14 protein-coding genes are annotated in these 13,799 nt (G+C 73.6%); 10 read left to right on the forward strand and 4 right to left on the reverse strand.

Annotated features, from left to right (window positions below):
* Positions 1–415: 415 nt before the first annotated feature.
* From ACH4F6_RS34695 to ACH4F6_RS34720, 6 genes are all read left to right on the forward strand, one after another.
* On the forward strand, positions 416–1,171 hold the full coding sequence (locus tag ACH4F6_RS34695) for a metallophosphoesterase (RefSeq protein WP_397964462.1): 756 nt from the start codon (positions 416–418) through the stop codon (positions 1,169–1,171).
* A 129-nt stretch (positions 1,172–1,300) separates the two neighbouring features.
* The gene (locus tag ACH4F6_RS34700) at positions 1,301–1,741 is read left to right on the forward strand and encodes an SRPBCC family protein (RefSeq protein WP_397964355.1); all 441 of its coding nucleotides are present in this window, start codon (positions 1,301–1,303) and stop codon (positions 1,739–1,741) included.
* 161 nt (positions 1,742–1,902) lie between these two features.
* Entirely contained in the window at positions 1,903–3,066 is a 1,164-nt protein-coding gene (locus tag ACH4F6_RS34705) for an ArsA family ATPase (RefSeq protein WP_397964356.1), read from the forward strand.
* A 57-nt stretch (positions 3,067–3,123) separates the two neighbouring features.
* On the forward strand, positions 3,124–3,651 hold the full coding sequence (locus tag ACH4F6_RS34710) for a DUF5304 domain-containing protein (RefSeq protein ID WP_397964357.1): 528 nt from the start codon (positions 3,124–3,126) through the stop codon (positions 3,649–3,651).
* A gap of 125 nt (positions 3,652–3,776) precedes the next feature.
* The gene (locus ACH4F6_RS34715) at positions 3,777–4,730 is read left to right on the forward strand and encodes an ROK family glucokinase (protein ID WP_397964358.1); all 954 of its coding nucleotides are present in this window, start codon (positions 3,777–3,779) and stop codon (positions 4,728–4,730) included.
* Positions 4,731–4,860: 130 nt separating this feature from the next.
* Entirely contained in the window at positions 4,861–5,616 is a 756-nt protein-coding gene (locus tag ACH4F6_RS34720) for an endonuclease/exonuclease/phosphatase family protein (protein WP_397964359.1), read from the forward strand.
* Between the two features lie 91 nt (positions 5,617–5,707).
* Here the strand turns inward: ACH4F6_RS34720 and ACH4F6_RS34725 are convergent, their stop codons facing one another.
* Both ACH4F6_RS34725 and ACH4F6_RS34730 read right to left on the reverse strand, forming a co-directional pair.
* Positions 5,708–6,373 (reverse strand): hypothetical protein, encoded by a 666-nt coding sequence (locus ACH4F6_RS34725; RefSeq protein WP_397964360.1) that lies wholly within the window; start codon positions 6,371–6,373, stop codon positions 5,708–5,710.
* Positions 6,366–7,145 (reverse strand): alpha/beta hydrolase, encoded by a 780-nt coding sequence (locus ACH4F6_RS34730; protein ID WP_397964361.1) that lies wholly within the window; start codon positions 7,143–7,145, stop codon positions 6,366–6,368. Before ACH4F6_RS34730 ends, ACH4F6_RS34725 begins: the two co-directional genes overlap by 8 nt.
* Before the next feature lie 160 nt (positions 7,146–7,305).
* Here ACH4F6_RS34730 and ACH4F6_RS34735 point away from each other — a divergent pair, with 160 nt between their 5' ends.
* The 3 genes from ACH4F6_RS34735 to ACH4F6_RS34745 all read left to right on the forward strand — a co-directional run bounded on the left by ACH4F6_RS34735 (position 7,306) and on the right by ACH4F6_RS34745 (position 10,089).
* Complete coding sequence (locus tag ACH4F6_RS34735; RefSeq protein ID WP_397964362.1) at positions 7,306–8,076, forward strand: lysophospholipid acyltransferase family protein; 771 nt, start codon at positions 7,306–7,308, stop codon at positions 8,074–8,076.
* A gap of 73 nt (positions 8,077–8,149) precedes the next feature.
* Positions 8,150–9,397: a MacS family sensor histidine kinase gene (macS, locus tag ACH4F6_RS34740; RefSeq protein WP_397964363.1), complete on the forward strand. Its 1,248-nt coding sequence runs from the start codon at positions 8,150–8,152 to the stop codon at positions 9,395–9,397.
* Positions 9,394–10,089, forward strand: coding sequence for a response regulator (locus ACH4F6_RS34745; protein ID WP_397964364.1), 696 nt, complete (start codon positions 9,394–9,396; stop codon positions 10,087–10,089). The genes macS and ACH4F6_RS34745 overlap by 4 nt, the downstream gene beginning before the upstream one ends.
* Before the next feature lie 142 nt (positions 10,090–10,231).
* On the opposite strand, the gene ACH4F6_RS34750 is transcribed toward ACH4F6_RS34745, so the two are convergent.
* Together ACH4F6_RS34750 and ACH4F6_RS34755 are read right to left on the reverse strand one after the other, a co-directional pair.
* Positions 10,232–12,112, reverse strand: coding sequence for an anthranilate synthase family protein (locus ACH4F6_RS34750; protein WP_397964365.1), 1,881 nt, complete (start codon positions 12,110–12,112; stop codon positions 10,232–10,234).
* A gap of 106 nt (positions 12,113–12,218) precedes the next feature.
* Complete coding sequence (locus ACH4F6_RS34755; RefSeq protein ID WP_107062014.1) at positions 12,219–12,275, reverse strand: trp operon leader peptide; 57 nt, start codon at positions 12,273–12,275, stop codon at positions 12,219–12,221.
* A gap of 145 nt (positions 12,276–12,420) precedes the next feature.
* Between ACH4F6_RS34755 and ACH4F6_RS34760 the strand changes: the two genes are divergently transcribed.
* Complete coding sequence (locus ACH4F6_RS34760; protein WP_397964366.1) at positions 12,421–13,776, forward strand: class II 3-deoxy-7-phosphoheptulonate synthase; 1,356 nt, start codon at positions 12,421–12,423, stop codon at positions 13,774–13,776.
* Positions 13,777–13,799 lie beyond the last annotated feature (23 nt).

A 13,799-nucleotide genomic window follows, 5' to 3' on the forward strand; every position in this document is an offset into this window, starting at 1 on the left:
CGGCGTTTCTGCGGACGATGTCGGTCAGATTGCCGTCCGCAGGGACCTCGTACAAAGCCGGAAGGCTGAACTCGCGCAAGACTGCTGCTCCTCATAGGGCGCCGGCGCCACGACGTTGTGTGATGCGACGGTGCGGTCCAAGGCTCGGGAGGGCACTCAGGTATTCGGTGGTTGAAATCCTGAGCACGACTGGACTGGCCGGACGTTACCCGCCGGTATGGCTTCTTCGACAGGGGTCCCCGCGAGATGTTCGCTGCGTCACACAGATTGCTTCTTCTCGCGCACAGTAGTTCATCCGCTTACTGACTGGCCAGTAACCGTATGGCCGGTCGGCACTGTCCACCCGGGCCGCACCCGCCTACCCTTCACCGCCATGGCACCCACACCGTCCGGTAACCGCAGGACACGCATCCACGTGGTCAGCGACGTGCACGGCAACGCGCACGGCCTGGCCCGGGCCGGTGAGGGCGCGGACGCCTTGATCTGTCTGGGTGACCTCGTCCTCTTCCTCGACTACGCCGACCACGCCCGCGGCATCTTCCCCGACCTCTTCGGCGTGGAGAACGCCGACCGGATCGTGGAACTGCGCACGGCCCGCCGCTTCGAGGAGGCGCGCGCGTTCGGGGCGCGGCTGTGGGCGGGGATCGGCGAGGACCGGGCGGTGGTCGTGGAGCAGGCGGTGCGCAAGCAGTACGCCGAGATGTTCGCCGCGTTCCCGACGCCGACGTACGCCACCTACGGCAACGTCGACATGCCGCGGCTGTGGCCGGAGTTCGCCGGGCCCGGGACGACCGTGCTGGACGGGGAGCGCGTGGAGATCGGCGGGTGGGTCTTCGGCTTCGTCGGCGGGGGCCTGCGCACACCGATGCGCACGCCGTACGAGATCGGCGACGAGGAGTACGCGGCGAAGATCGAGGCGGTGGGCGAGGTGGACGTGCTGTGCACGCACATCCCGCCGGAGGTGCCGGAACTCGTCTACGACACCGTCGCGCGCCGCTTCGAGCGGGGCAGCCGGGCGCTGCTCGACGCCATCCGCCGCACCCGGCCCCGCTACTCGCTCTTCGGCCACGTCCACCAGCCGCTGGTGCGGCGGATGCGGATCGGGGCGACCGAATGCGTGAACGTGGGGCACTTCGCGGGGACCGGCAGGCCGTGGGCGCTGGAGTGGTGAGGGCCGCGCCCCGACGCGGGTGAAGGAGGCGGGCCGGCCGCGCGGTAGCCTTCACGCTGCACACACGTGCGCACGCCCGCGCACGGGGACCCCCTTCCCTACCGGCCCGCATCTGGAGGAGCCACGGCGATGGCGGAACACACCAGCTCGAGCATCACGATCGAGGCGGCACCGGCCGACGTCATGGCGGTCATCGCCGACTTCGCCCGCTACCCGGACTGGACCGGTGAGGTGAAGCAGGCGGAGGTCCTCTCGACCGACCCGGCCGGCCGCGCCGAGCAGGTGCGGCTCGTCATGGACGCGGGCGCGATCAAGGACGACCAGGTCCTGGGGTACACCTGGACCGGCGAGAACGAGGTCTCCTGGACCCTGGTGAAGTCCCAGATGCTGCGGTCGCTGGACGGCTCCTACCGCCTGGAGCCGGCGGGGGCCGGCGCCACCGAGGTCACCTACCGGCTCACCGTCGACGTCAAGATCCCGATGCTCGGCATGATCAAGCGCAAGGCCGAGAAGGTCATCATCGACCGGGCGCTGGCGGGCCTGAAGAAGCGGGTGGAGTCGGAGCGGTAGGCGAAGCCGTCCGGCCGGGGGGCAGGCGCGCAGGCCGGGGCGGCACGGGCGGGCGCGGACGGCACCCCCGTACGCGCCGGGGCGCGACCCGTCCGCCCGCGCCGGTCCACGGCCGCCGTGCGCGCCGGGGGCGACCTCCGCGTCCGTTACCGTTCACCCTCATGCGCACCCTCCTGATCACCGGCCCCGGCGGCAGCGGCCGTACCACCATCGCCGCGGCCACCGCCCTCGGGGCCGCCGGTGCGGGCGTCAAGACGCTCCTGCTCGGCGCCGACCGCGCCGACACCCTGGGGGCCGCACTGGGGGTGCGGACGGGCGCCCGCCCGGTCCGGGTCACCCCCCGGCTCACCGTGTGGCGGCCCGACGCCACCGCCGGTTTCCAGGACGACCTGGCCGGCTTCCAGGACCGCGCCTCCACCGTCCTCGACCTGCTCGGCGCCTCCCGGCTGGACCCGGAGGAGGTCACCCCGCTCCCCGGCGCGGAGGAACTGACCCTGCTGCGCGCCCTGCGCGACGCCGCGCTCGCCGAGTCCCACGACCTCCTCGTCGTCGACCTGCCCCCCACCCCGCAGGCCCTCGCCCTCCTCGCCCTCCCCGAGGAACTCCGCCGCTACCTGCGCCGTCTCCTGCCCCCGGAGCGGCAGGCCGCCCGCGCCCTGCGTCCCGTCCTCGGGCGCCTCGCCGGCGTCCCCCTGCCCGCCGAGTGGCTGTACGAGACGTCCGCCCGCTGGGACGGGGAGCTGGCCGCCGTGGAGGCCGTCCTCGCCGACCGGCGGACCGCCGTACGGCTCGTCGCCGAGCCGGGGCCGGCCGGTGACGACGCCGTGCGCGACGCCCGCCTCGGCCTCGCCCTGCGCGGTCTGCCCGTCGAGTCCCTCGTCGCCAACCGCGTCCTGCCGCAGGACGCCGCCGACGGCGGTCTCCTCGCCCGGCTCGTGACCCAGCAGCGGAAGTTCCTGGGGGAGTGGGGCGACGCGCACACCGTCGCGCACCTCGGCCGGGACCCCCGCGGCGAGGACGACCTCACCGCCCTCGCCGTCCCGGGCGTCGGCCCGGCCGCCCCCGCCGTCGAGTGGCCCGTGGCCGACCGGCTGGCCGACGACGGCGTGCTCGTGTGGCACGTCCCCCTGCCCGGCGCCCTGCGCGACGACCTCGACCTGATCCGGCGCGGCGACGAACTCGTCGTCACCGCGGGACCGTTCCGCCGGATCGTTCCGCTGCCCTCCGCGCTGCGCCGCTGCACCGTGGACGGCGCCGCCCTGCGCGACGGCGAACTGCGCGTCCGGTTCGCGCCGGATCCCGCGCTGTGGCCGCGCACCCGGTGAGCGCCGTTCCGCCGTTCGGGTAACGTCGTAGGGACGAGCCGTAGTCAGGAGTCCGTCATGAGCGAAGAGCTCCCCCCGTCCGACGCGTGGGGGTCCCCCCGCTCGAGCGAAGCCGAGCGCGGGGGAGAGCAGGAGGCGGTCGCCGGAGAGCCGCGCGTCAGCGACGCCGACGCCTGGGCCACCGCCTGTGCCGAGGACCTGGAGGCGGAGAAGGCCCGCCGGCGCGCGCAGCACGGCCCGCCGCCGGGCTCCGCGGCCGAGGAGCTGCGCAAGCTCGTCGACAGCGTCGCCGACAAGCTGTCCGGCCTGCAGTCCCCGCTGCTCGGCGCGGTCGCCGGGCCCGCCGCCCAGCAGGTGGTGCGGCAGGTCGTCCAGCAGGCCAGGGCCGCCGTGGAACCCGTCATCGAGCGCAACCCGGACGTCTTCGACCACCTGGCCGCCGCGGGCGGCGAACTGCTCGCCGCGTACCGCTCCGCCGTCCAGCACCAGGAGCGGCGCTGGACGGCCCGCACGCACGATCCGCGCGAGGATCCCGACGAGGGCGACGAGGGCACCGGCCCCGGCCAGCGCATCGACCTGGACTGACGGCGCCCTCCCCCACCCGCCTCCGCCCGCCGCCGGGTCCGTCCGGCGGGCGGACGACGGGACCCCGACGGCAGGGCCTCGGGTACGGTTGGCCGTAGCGGGGCTCGACCGGAACTGAGGGATTCATGGGACTCACCATCGGCGTCGACATCGGCGGCACGAAGATCGCGGCCGGCGTGGTCGACGAGGAAGGCAACATCCTCTCGACCTTCAAGGTGCCGACCCCCACCACGCCCGAGGCCATCGTGGACGCCATCGCCTCGGCGGTGGAGGGCGCGCGTGCCGGGCACGACATCGTCGGTGTGGGCATCGGCGCGGCCGGATACGTCAACCGGCAGCGCTCCACCGTCTACTTCGCGCCCAACATCGACTGGCGCAACGAACCGCTGAAGGAAAAGGTCGAAGCACGCGTCCACCTCCCGGTCGTCGTCGAGAACGACGCCAACGCGGCGGCGTGGGGCGAGTACAGGTTCGGCGCCGGCAAGGGCCACCGCAACGTCATCTGCATCACGCTCGGCACCGGCCTCGGCGGCGGCATCATCATCGGCAACAAGCTGCGCCGCGGTCACTTCGGCGTGGCCGCCGAGTTCGGCCACATCCGCATGGTGCCGGACGGCCTGCTGTGCGGCTGCGGCTCGCAGGGCTGCTGGGAGCAGTACGCCTCCGGCCGCGCCCTCGTGCGCTACGCCAAGCAGCGCGCCAACGCCACCCCCGAGCGCGCCGAGGTGCTGCTTGCCCTCGGTGACGGCACCCCCGACGGCATCGAGGGCAAGCACATCTCCATGGCCGCCCGCCAGGGCGACCCGGTCGCCGTCGACTCCTACCGCGAGCTCGCCCGCTGGGCCGGTGCCGGTCTCGCCGACCTCGCCTCGCTCTTCGACCCGTCCGCGTTCATCGTCGGCGGCGGCCTGTCCGACGAGGGCGACCTGGTCCTGGACCCGATCCGCAAGTCGTACAAGCGCTGGCTGGTCGGCGGGAACTGGCGCCCCGTCGCCGACGTGATCGCCGCCCAGCTCGGCAACAAGGCGGGTCTGGTCGGCGCGGCCGACCTGGCCAGGGAGCCCGACCCGATCATGTGACGAGCGCGTGCGGTCTCCGCGCCCCTCCGGGGGCGCGGGGAGCGGCGCGCGACCACGACGTGTCCGGCAGCCGGCGCACGGCGCCCGTGTACGTGCCGCGAACGAGCCGGCACCCCCGTATCGTGACGCCATGGTGACGTTCCCGCCGCTCGACGGTTCCCGCACCGAGCCCGACGGTTCGGCGGTCGTCCGCGTCCTCAGCTACAACATCCGCTCGATGCGCGACGACACCGCCGCTCTCGCCCGGGTCGTCACCGCCGCCGCCCCCGACCTGGTCCTCGTCCAGGAGGCCCCGCGCTTCTTCCGCTGGCGCAAGAAGCTCGCCCGGCTCGCGGCCGAGTCCGGGCAGGTGATCCTCACCGGTGGAGGGACGGCCGCGGGCCCGGCCGTCCTGTGCTCCCTGCGGGCCACCGTCGAGCGCACCGAGGACGTCCTGCTGCCGCTCGTCCCCGGACACCACCGACGCGGTTTCGCCACCGCCGTCGTCCGCTTCGCGGGCGCCCGCCTCGGTGTCCTGAGCTGCCACCTCAGCCTCGACGAGGGCGAGCGGCACGAGCAGGCCGGCCTGCTGCTCGACCGGCTCGCCGGGATGGGCGTGGAGCACGCCGTCGCGGGCGGCGACCTCAACGAGCGGCCCGGCGGACGCACCTTCGCCCGGCTGAGCGCCGGCCTCCAGGACTGCCGGGCGGTGGCGCCCTGGGGCGGCGAGAACACCTTCCCGCAGGACCGGCCGGACCGCCGTATCGACGCGATCTTCGCGACGAAGGGCGTGGAGGTGCTCGGCTGCGGGGTGCCCCTCGGCCTCCCCGGCATCGCGGACGGCGACCTGAGGGCGGCCACGGACCACCTCCCGGTCCTGGCCGCCCTCAGGATCCCGAGCACCTAGAAGCCCCGCGGCGCACCGCCCCCGCACAGAACCGACCCACCGCCCGCCGGCCCCCTCGCGCCGGCCACCGCCCGCCGGCCCCGTGCGGGTGTCAGACCACCGCTCCCCGTCCCGGGTCGCCGTCGTCCTCGTCGTCCGGTCGCATCCGGGCCACCAGCGTGGCGAAGCCGCCGAGGAAGCCGCCGATGCCGACGGTCGCCAGCCACCAGGTCATGTCCCAGCGGAGCAGGACCGACAGCAGGAGCAGCAGCGGGCCGCCGACCACCCCGAGCCAGGCGAACTTGGCCGTCGTGTCGGCCTCGGGCAGGGGCGGCGGCTCGGGCGGGACGAAGTGGCCCTCGTCGTCCCCGTCCCCGTCCCCGTCCCCGTCCGTCCCGGACGGCTCGGCGACGCTGTAGTCGCGCGGGCCGACACCGGGCGCGAAGGAGACGGAACTGCCCAGCGGCTTCAACGGCTTCCTGTCGTCCCCGGACTCCTCACCACCGCCTCCGGCCCCGGGACCGGAGGCGTCCTCGTTCGGCTCGGCCTCGAGTAGCGCCAGGTCCTCGATCGACTTGAACGGTTTGGCGCCCGGCGGATCGGCCGGTTCCTCCCCGTAGCCCGCGACGATCGCCGCCCACGCGGCCTCCTCGTCGAAGGGCACGCCCGCCGCCTCCGGCTCGCGGTCACGGCCCCCGTCGAGGTTCCCGCCCTGTTCGTGCCGCTCGCGGTCCTCGCGGTCCTCGCGGTCCTCGCGGTCGGAGTCGTGCTCAGCCACCTGCTGTCGTCCCTTCCTTGCCGACACTGGGTGCGAGCCGGCCGATGAACGCGAGACTCTCCTCGAAGATCCGGTCCGCGTCGTGGTCCAACGTCGCCACGTGATAGCTCTGTTCCAACAGGATCTCGGTCACGTCCGTCGACGACACCCGGCCCAGGATCCGGGCCGGGTCGGCGGCCGGCACCACATGGTCCCGCACACTGCGCAGGAGCAGCAGCGGCTGCGTGACCTGCGGCAGCTCTCCGTCGACCAGGCGCAGGAAGGTCCGCAGGGAGTGCGCCGCGTGCAGCGGCACCCGGTCGTACCCGGTCTCCAGGACGCCCTCCTTCGCGATGTCGCCGCGGATCCCCTTCGACGTCCGCACGAGGTGGCGGGCCACGGGAAGGACGTACGCGGACAGGCCGTGCACCTCGGCGGCCGGGTTGACGACCACGACCCCCTCCACCCCGTCGCCGTGCTTCGCGGCGAGCCGCAGCGCCAGGGCGCCGCCCAGGGAGAGGCCGGCCACGAACACCCGCGCGCAGCGCTCGCGCAGCAGACGCAGCCCGCGGTCCACCTCCCCGTACCAGTCGGGCCAGCGGGTGAGCGCCATGTCCTCCCAGCGCGTGCCGTGGCCCGGCAGCAGCGGCAGCGAGACCGTCAGGCCGTGCCCGGCCAGGTACCGTGCCCAGGGGCGCAGCGACTGGGGGGAGCCGGTGAAGCCGTGGCAGAGGAGGACCCCGACCTCCCCGCCGTCATGGCGGTACGGCTCGGCTCCGGGCAGGACCGGCACCTTCCGTCTCCTGTCGTCGTCTGGTCGTGATGAGGAGGGACGTGTGGTTCACCGTACGCGACCGCACTGACACCGACCAGGGTCGTCGGAGTCTTCGGCGGCGCTCCGGGTTAAGGTCTGATCCACAGACACAGGAGGCACTCGGTTGTTGTACGGCGCGATGAAGCTTTCCATCGGGGGGCCACTGAAGATGATCTTCAGGCCCTGGGTGGAGGGCCTGGAGAACGTTCCCGCCGAGGGCCCCGCGATCCTGGCGAGCAACCACCTGTCCTTCTCGGACTCGTTCTTCCTGCCCGCGGTCCTCGACCGCAAGGTCACCTTCATCGCCAAGGCCGAGTACTTCACCACGCCCGGCGTGAAGGGCAGGATGACGGCGGCCTTCTTCAAGGGCGTGGGCCAGCTCCCGGTGGACCGCTCCGGCGCGCGCGGCGCGGGCGAGGCCGCCATCAGGAGCGGCATAGAGGTGCTGGAGCGCGGTGAGCTGTTCGGCATCTACCCGGAGGGCACCCGCTCGCCCGACGGCCGGCTCTACCGCGGCAAGCCCGGCGGCCTCGCGCGCGTGGCGCTCGCCACCGGCGCGCCGGTGCTCCCGGTCGCCATGATCGACACCGAGAAGATCCAGCCGCCCGGCCAGGTGATGCCGAAGGTGATGCGCCCCGGCATCCGCATCGGGAAGCCGCTGGACTTCAGCCGCTACCACGGCATGGAGCACGACCGCTTCGTCCTGCGCGCCGTGACCGACGAGGTCATGTACGAGATCATGAAGCTCTCCGGCCAGGAGTACGTCGACATGTACGCGACCGCAGCCAAGCGGCAGATCGCGGAGGCGGCGAAGGCGGAGAAGGAAGCGGCGAAGGCGGCGAAGGCGGCCCTCGCGCAGGCGGAGAAGGACCAGGCGGAGAAGGAGAAGGCCGAGAGGCCGGAGTCCTAGACCTCCGGACACGGCATTCCGGGCCGGGGCGGTGCAGGGGGCACGGGCCGAACGGCGGGGACGAGGGGGGCACATGGCCAGACGCGAGAAAGTCATGCGGATGTCGGTCGAGCAGCCGCTGTGGCGTGCGCTCACCGCCTACCGGGTGCTGACCATGCTGTACGCGGTCGGCCTGTTCGTCTCCGTCTACGACGACTACGACCGGCCCGGCCTCGCCATCGCCTACTACGTCGTCCTGTGCGGCTGGACGCTCGCCACCCTGCCCCGCGTGCAGAACGCGGCCGCGTGCACCGGGCGCTTCCTCGCCGTCGACCTCGCCGTCGCGCTGACCGGCATCGTCCTCACCCCCCTGGCCGTGAACGAGCAGCACATCCTGGCCGGCGGCCCCACCCTGCCGTCGATATGGACCGCCGGTTCCGTGCTGGCCTTCGCCCTCAAGGGCGGCTGGCGCTGGGCGGCCTTCGCCTCCACGCCGGTCGCCGTCGCCAACCTGATCGAACGCGGCGCCCCCACCCGCGACACCGTCCACAACGTGATCCTCGTCTGGGTCGCCTCCATCGCGATCGGCTACGTCGTCGAGGTCGCCCGCGCCTCCGAGCGCACCCTGGCCCGCGCCCTGGAGATCGAGGCCGCCACCCGGGAGCGGGAGCGCCTCGCCCGGGACATCCACGACAGCGTCCTGCAGGTGCTGGCCATGGTGCAGCGCAGGGGCGCGGTCATCGGCGGTGAGGCGGCCGAGCTGGGCCGCATGGCCGGTGAGCAGGAGGTGGCCCTGCGCACCCTGGTCTCCGGCGGGCTCGTGCCCGTCTCCCGGGTGTCGGAGGACGAGGCCGCGGGCGCCGTCGTGCGCGCGGTGGAGGTGTCCGGGGACGACGGGGACGGCGCGGACGACGACGGCCCCGTGGACCTGCGCTCGCTGCTCGCGCCCTACGCCGCCGCCCGGGTCGGCCTCGCCGAGCCCGGCGCGCCGGTGCTGCTGGCGCCGCCCGCCGCACGGGAGCTGGCCGCGGCCGTCGGGGCCGCGCTGGACAACGTGCGCCGGCACGCGGGGGAGAGCGCCCGCGCCTGGATCCTGGTCGAGGACGAGCCCGACGCGGTGATCGTGACCGTACGGGACGACGGACCGGGCATCCCGGAGGGACGGCTCGCGCAGGCCGAGGGCGAGGGACGGCTCGGGGTCGCCCTGTCGATCCGGGGCCGGCTGCGCGACCTCGGCGGCAGCGCCGAGCTGATCTCGACGCCGGGGCAGGGCACGGAGGTCGAACTGACCGTGCCGAAGAAGGACACGAAGGACCCACGGGGGAAGGCAGGCGCACGATGAGCGAAGAACAGGGCACGACGGGAACGGGCGGCCCGGTCAGGGTCATGGTGGTCGACGACCACCCCATGTGGCGCGACGCCGTCGCCCGGGACCTCGCCGAGTCCGGCTGCGAGGTGGTGGCCACCGCGGGCGACGGCGAGCAGGCCGTGCGCCGTGCCAGGGCCACCACGCCCGATGTGCTGGTCCTGGACCTGAACCTGCCCGTCAAGCCGGGCGTCCAGGTCTGCAAGGAGGTCGTCGCCGCGAACCCCGCGGTGCGCGTCCTGGTCCTCTCCGCGAGCGGCGAGCACGCCGACGTCCTGGAGGCGGTGAAGTCCGGCGCGACCGGCTACCTGCTGAAGTCGGCCTCCACGGAGGAACTGCTGGACGCGGTGCGGCGCACGGCCGTCGGCGACGCGGTGTTCACCCCGGGCCTCGCGGGCCTGGTCCTCGGCGAGTACCGCCGGCTCGCCTCCGAGCCCGCGCCCACCGCCGGCACCGACGAGCCGGGCGCGCCCCGGCTGACCGACCGGGAGACCGAGGTGCTGCGCCTGGTCGCCAAGGGGCTGAGCTACAAGCAGATCGCCGAGCGCCTCGTGATCTCCCACCGCACGGTGCAGAACCACGTCCAGAACACGCTCGGCAAGCTCCAGCTGCACAACCGCGTGGAACTCGTCCGGTACGCGATCGAGCGCGGCCTCGACGACGCGTGACACCCCGCGGTCACGGCCCCGCCGGCAGGGTGGCCGCCGAGCGGAGGGAAGCGCCTGTCGCCTCCCCCCGCTCGGCGGCCCGGTCCGCCGGACGGGCCCGGGCCGCGGCCCCGGGCGGCGCCGCGGTGGGGACCGTCCGGGACTACAGCGCCGGCCGCCGGCCGGAGAACGTCCCGGCGGTCCGCAGGCCGCCGATCAGCTCGCGCACCACGGCCGCCCCGTCCAGGGTGAGCACCGACTCCGGGTGGAACTGCACGCCCGCGAACCCGGGCCCGCGCAGGGCGTGCACCTCGCCGTTCGCGGCCCGGCTCACCTCGACCCCGTGCGCCGCCAGCTCCGTCAGGGCGCCGTCGTCGCACCGCGCCACGAAGCTGTTGTAGAAGCCGACGGTCTCCGGCCGCCCGAACAGGTCGATCACCGTCTGCGCCCCCTGGTACGGCACCTCCTTGCGGACGATGTCCAGTCCCAGCTCCGCCGCGATCAGCTCGTGCCCGAGGCAGACGCCCAGCACCCCGTGCCGGTGCTCCCGGATCACCCGCGCGGTCAGGTCCCGCAGGAACGCCATCTTGGGGTCGGCCGGATCGGACGGGTCACCGGGACCGGGGCCCAGGACCACCGGGCCCTCGTGCGCGAGCACCGCCTCCCGCAGCCCCGGCTCGTCGTACCGCCGGACCGACACCTCCAGCCCGCCCGACCGCAGCACGTGCGCCAGCATCGCCGTGAAGGTGTCCTCGCCGTCGACCACGAGGGCGTGCCCGCTCAGCTCCGGCGACCGCTCCTGCATCCGCAGCCAGAACGGCGCCAGCGCGGCCCGCCGCCCGTCCAGCGCGGCCCGCACCCGGGGATCGCCGGCCAGCCCCGGCCGTACGGACTCGTCGCGCGGCCGCCCGGGACGCACCCCCAGCGCGGCCAGCACCCCGGCCGCCTTGGCGTGGGTCTCCGCGACCTCGCCCGCCGGGTCCGAGCCGCGCACCAGCGTGGCCCCGACCGGCACCCGCAGCCGCCCGGCCGCGTCGATGTCGGCGGTACGGATCAGGATGGGGGAGTCCAGCGTCTGGGCGCCTCCCTCGTCGCGGCCGACGAGGGCCAGCGCGCCCGCGTAGTAACCGCGCCCGCCGGTCTCGTGCCGCTCGATCACCCGGCAGGCGTTCTGCACCGGCGACCCGGTGACGGTCGCCGCGAACATCGTCTCCCGCAGCACGTCGCGCACGTCCAGCGAGGACCGGCCGCGCAGCTCGTACTCGGTGTGCGCGAGGTGCGCCATCTCCTTCAGCCGGGGCCCGATCACCACCCCGCCCATGTCGCCGACGGTGCACATCATCTTGAGCTCCTCGTCGACGACCATCGACAGCTCCTCGATCTCCTTGCCGTCGGCGAGGAAGTCCAGCAGGTGCTCCGGGGTGGGCCCCCCGGCCGGATAGCGGTAGGTGCCGCTGATCGGGTTCATCACGACCGTCCCGCCGGACGCCCGCACGTGCACCTCGGGGCTGGCCCCGACCAGCGTGCGCTCACCCGTGTGGACGACGAACGTCCAGTACGCGCCCCGCTCGCCCTCGAGGAGGCGCCGGAAGAGACTCAGGGCGTCGGCCCGCCCGAACCCGGGGATCTCCCCCTCGTACGTCCGCCGGAGCACGAAGTTGGCGCCCTCGCCCCGCCCGATCTCCTCGTCGAGGACCCGCCCGACGATCCGCGCGTACTCCTCGTCGCCGACGTCGAAGCCGCCGCCCTCCACCCGGACGCCGTGCGCGGGGAGCCGGTCGAGGGCCTCGGCGAGCGGGATCCCGTACCGCTCCTCGGGCGTCAGCACCAGCAGCGGGGTGCCGTCGTCGCGGACGTCGAAGCCGCGCTCGCGGATCTGCCGGAAGGGGACGACCGCCAGGCACTCGTCGGGCAGGTCGGCCAGGCGGTCACGGGTGCCGACCGGGCCGATCAGCAGCTCGACCACGTCGTGATCGTGGCCCGGCGTGCGGCGGCGCAGCAGGGCGAAGGGGCGGTCGTCGTGCGGGAGCTGTGCCAGGTCCATGGGGGTGTCCCTCGTCTCGTCGCTGTCATGAGCGTGAGGAACGACCCCGGGAAACACCGAAGGCCGCCCCTCGGGCGGCCTTCGCGAAGTCTGTGCGTACGCGCAGTCAGTGGGCCGCCGGAGAAGCGGGCCACCACCAGTTCTGGGTCGAGTGCGCGAACATGGCAGGCACGGTACACGATGTGACGCGTGACGTCTGCGGCCCCGCGTCGTCGCCCGTGGTGTTCCCCGGCCGGGCGGAGCGGCCCTCGTCTCATTTGTTGAGCGCCGGGGGGAGACGGCCGATGCGACCGCGTAGTGTGGAGCGCGTGACCGTGAACGCTGATTCTCGAAGCGTCGCCGCTCAGGCGACCTGGCGAAACCTGCCCGCGGCGCAGCAGCCCGAGTACCCGGATGCCGAGGCTCTGCGCGATGTGATCGCCGAGCTCGAAACGTATCCCCCGCTGGTGTTCGCCGGCGAGTGCGACCAGCTGCGCGCGCGTATGGCAGCCGTTGCGCGAGGTGAGGCGTTTCTGCTCCAGGGCGGTGACTGCGCCGAGTCCTTCGACGCGGTGTCCGCCGAGCACATCCGGGCGAAGCTGAAGACGCTGCTCCAGATGGGCGCCGTGCTCACGTACGCCGCGTCCGTGCCGGTCGTGAAGGTCGGCCGGATCGCCGGCCAGTACTCCAAGCCGCGCTCCAAGCCGACCGAGACCCGCGACGGCGTGACGCTGCCGACCTACCGCGGCGACTCCGTCAACGGCTTCGACTTCACCGAGGCCGCCCGCGTCCCGGACCCGGAGCGGCTGAAGCGGATGTACCACGCCTCCGCCTCCACGCTGAACCTGGTGCGCGCGTTCACCACCGGCGGCTACGCCGACCTGCGCCAGGTCCACGCCTGGAACCAGGACTTCGTGAAGTCGTCCCCGTCCGGCCAGCGCTACGAGCAGCTCGCCCGCGAGATCGACAACGCGCTGAACTTCATGCACGCCTGCGGGGCCGACCCGGAGGAGTTCAAGACGGTCGAGTTCTACTCCTCGCACGAGGCGCTGCTGCTCGACTACGAGTCGGCGCTCACCCGTGTCGACTCGCGCACCGGGCAGCTGTACGACGTGTCGGGGCACATGGTGTGGATCGGCGAGCGCACCCGCCAGCTGGACCACGCGCACATCGAGTTCGCGTCGAAGATCCGCAACCCGATCGGCATCAAGCTCGGCCCGACGACGACGGCCGAGGACGCGCTGCAGTACATCGAGCGCCTCGACCCCGAGCGCGAGCCGGGCCGGCTGACCTTCATCGTCCGCATGGGCGCCGACAAGGTCCGCGACAAGCTGCCCGAGCTGGTCGAGAAGGTCACCGCCTCGGGCGCGACCGTGGCCTGGGTGACCGACCCGATGCACGGCAACACCTTCGAGGCCGCCTCCGGTCACAAGACCCGCCGCTTCGACGACGTGCTCGACGAGGTCAAGGGCTTCTTCGAGGTCCACAAGGCCCTCGGCACCCACCCGGGCGGCATCCACGTCGAGCTCACCGGTGACGACGTCACCGAGTGCGTGGGCGGCGGCGACGAGATCTTCGTCGACGACCTGCACCAGCGCTACGAGACGGCCTGCGACCCGCGGCTGAACCGCAGCCAGTCGCTCGACCTGGCCTTCCTCGTGGCCGAGATGTACCGGGACCAGTAAGGGCCCACCTGCCGCAGGGCGTG

The organism is Streptomyces sp. NPDC017936, from assembly GCF_044328485.1.
Classification (GTDB): domain Bacteria; phylum Actinomycetota; class Actinomycetes; order Streptomycetales; family Streptomycetaceae; genus Streptomyces.

What these genes read in the sequence shown, in the direction of transcription:
- ACH4F6_RS34715 (WP_397964358.1), top strand. Translation starts at nt 3,777, where the DNA reads ATGGGACTCACCATCGGCGTCGACATCGGCGGCACGAAGATCGCGGCC.
- ACH4F6_RS34720 (WP_397964359.1), top strand. Translation starts at nt 4,861, where the DNA reads ATGGTGACGTTCCCGCCGCTCGACGGTTCCCGCACCGAGCCCGACGGT.
- ACH4F6_RS34705 (WP_397964356.1), top strand. Translation starts at nt 1,903, where the DNA reads ATGCGCACCCTCCTGATCACCGGCCCCGGCGGCAGCGGCCGTACCACC.
- ACH4F6_RS34750 (WP_397964365.1), bottom strand. Translation starts at nt 12,112, where the DNA reads ATGGACCTGGCACAGCTCCCGCACGACGACCGCCCCTTCGCCCTGCTG.
- ACH4F6_RS34700 (WP_397964355.1), top strand. Translation starts at nt 1,301, where the DNA reads ATGGCGGAACACACCAGCTCGAGCATCACGATCGAGGCGGCACCGGCC.
- ACH4F6_RS34710 (WP_397964357.1), top strand. Translation starts at nt 3,124, where the DNA reads ATGAGCGAAGAGCTCCCCCCGTCCGACGCGTGGGGGTCCCCCCGCTCG.
- macS (WP_397964363.1), top strand. Translation starts at nt 8,150, where the DNA reads ATGGCCAGACGCGAGAAAGTCATGCGGATGTCGGTCGAGCAGCCGCTG.
- ACH4F6_RS34735 (WP_397964362.1), top strand. Translation starts at nt 7,306, where the DNA reads ATGAAGCTTTCCATCGGGGGGCCACTGAAGATGATCTTCAGGCCCTGG.
- ACH4F6_RS34745 (WP_397964364.1), top strand. Translation starts at nt 9,394, where the DNA reads ATGAGCGAAGAACAGGGCACGACGGGAACGGGCGGCCCGGTCAGGGTC.